The 2121-nt window shown below is 41.2% G+C and carries 2 protein-coding genes and 1 pseudogene; 2 read left to right on the forward strand and 1 reads right to left on the reverse strand.

Translation table 11 applies throughout. The annotated features are described in order from the left end of the window. On the reverse strand, positions 1–173 hold a 173-nt coding region (locus tag C8R14_RS13175), incomplete at its 3' end, for a helix-turn-helix domain-containing protein (RefSeq protein ID WP_309147368.1). Positions 174–582: 409 nt separating this feature from the next. Here C8R14_RS13175 and C8R14_RS13180 point away from each other — a divergent pair. Continuing rightward, the gene (locus C8R14_RS13180) at positions 583–1578 is read left to right on the forward strand and encodes a metal-dependent hydrolase (RefSeq protein WP_011633479.1); all 996 of its coding nucleotides are present in this window, start codon (positions 583–585) and stop codon (positions 1576–1578) included. Between the two features lie 93 nt (positions 1579–1671). Next, positions 1672–1770 (forward strand): annotated as a pseudogene (locus tag C8R14_RS14285) (transposase domain-containing protein); the annotation flags it as partial. Positions 1771–2121 lie beyond the last annotated feature (351 nt).

Here is a 2121-nt window from a genome sequence, read left to right on the forward strand (position 1 = left end):
CATCGCTTGCGTACCTGATACACCCACATGCGACTCACCTCAAAGCGCCGGGCAATTGCCGTTGGACCTTCGCCACGATCCAACGCACCCAGAATGCGATCTCGAAGATCTTGTGAATAGGCATGCATAACCTTCCCCATCAGTTGTGATAGAAAATAGTCTATTACATGCATATATTTAAATCAAAAATGCTCTAGTTACACAGCAGCCCTGGTTTACCAGGGTACTTTGCAATGAGTCAGCACGGCTGCCTTGTACGTATTACCTGACTCAAAGGGCGTTTTTATAATTCCTGAATTTGAACACTTCCGTACTGTGTGGTAAGGATATGAGAGTCATCGCTGAGAACACTTGCACAAATATTTTCATCAATTGGATTGACCTTCACCCTTGGGCATCTTTCGCCTGAAGTGCCATAATTCGGCAAAATCTTTGGCTTTTTTGTGTGAAGAACCAAAACATAGTCATTTCTCGATCGATTATCATCATGTATGACAGCTAAGTCAGCTTTCAGTACATGGAAAAATCCTGGAAAAAGGGTTTATTTTTTATCCCCACATAGAATAACTTTCAAAGTCGGTTATGGATCCTATTACCCATGGGCTCATTGGTGCTACCACTACGCAGTCCTTTGCTAATAAACAAAATATTCGGCAAATATCCCTTGTTGGATTTTTTGGTGCACTCTTACCTGATTTAGATGTATTTATTAATAGTGCTGCTGATCCATTGTTAACTGTCGAATTCCATCGGCAGTTTAGCCACTCTCTATTTTTTACTCCGGTTGGCGCTCTAATTGCAACCGTAATCATTTGGTGGTTAGTTAGAAAAAAGCTAAGCTTCAAAGAAACGTATTTTTATAGTCTTTTGGCTTATGGATCTGCCTGCCTTTCAGATGCCGCAACCAGTTACGGGGTGCAATTGTTGTGGCCTTTTACGGATGAGCGGTTTTCATGGAATCTAATCTCTATTTTTGATCCTCTTTTTTCGCTGATATTGATTCTGGCGGTAGGTTTTGCATTCTATAAAAAGAAATCTCTATTTGCATGGATTGGGCTTGGGTGGATTGCCATTTATTTGGCATTTGGCTTCTCTCAGCAAAAGAGGGTAGAGGATTTGGCTCATGAAATAGCTAGCCGACAAGGCCACATAATTGAGTATTTAACAGTCAAACCAACCATGGCCAATGAAATTTTGTGGAGTATTCGTTATACGCAAGGAGATAATCTTTACACTTACGGAGTGCGACTGTTGCCTTTTTCAAAACCAAAATTATATGAAGGGGAAGTAGTGGCTTTGTTAAATTGGAAACAAAAATATGCGCCATTCAAAGGCACTACTATGTATCAAGATATCCAACGATTTAGCAAGCTTTCAGACGGGATACTGATTCTACATCCCGATTATGACTATGTAATTGGTGATGGGCGATATTCCTTATTGCCAACAACGGCTGCTCCGCTTTGGGGAATTGAGATTGATGTCACCAAATCAAATTCTCATGTACCTTTCGGCACCTACCGCAATCTTACCAAAGAAGTTCGCCAAGACTTTATGGATATGTTATTGGGTAAGTAAATGAACTTATTTCATTTGAAATGAAAAAATGGGGGGGTTGGAGCTAATAAATACAATATTCCGGGTGCCGGTGCGTTAATGGGTGATTGCATTGCCGAACTCAACGGCCTGAACCCTTCTGTCTGGCTCAAAGACACACTCATAAAATTACCTGCCTGGCCTAATAATCGAATTGACGAGTTGCTACCATTACCCCCTGAGTTTATTGAAGTGCTGAGGAAAAAATGGATAGAGATAGATAGTGGCGTTGGACGCTTACGTTTGACAAAAGAGGACAAACTTTACACAGTTCAAGATTGTTTTTATTCGATTTGCTTTACTACAGTGAGAGCTGAACGGAGAGCGCCTTCAATAAATCCTTGGAAATCCGAGTATGCCTCTCCGCAAATATGAATCGATCCATAGTCAGAATGATATGGTCTAATAGACCCGGACACTCCAGTTAAGAGAGCTATGATTATTTCTGGTGTATGACAAGGGAGAAGGAAGCGGTGTAACCTGTTGTTGAGGATCTGGCAGATCAACCAACAAAACAAGGGAAAC

This window comes from Nitrosomonas eutropha (assembly GCF_003201195.1).
Lineage (GTDB): Bacteria > Pseudomonadota > Gammaproteobacteria > Burkholderiales > Nitrosomonadaceae > Nitrosomonas > Nitrosomonas eutropha.

What these genes read in the sequence shown, in the direction of transcription:
- C8R14_RS13180 (WP_011633479.1), top strand. Translation starts at nt 583, where the DNA reads ATGGATCCTATTACCCATGGGCTCATTGGTGCTACCACTACGCAGTCC.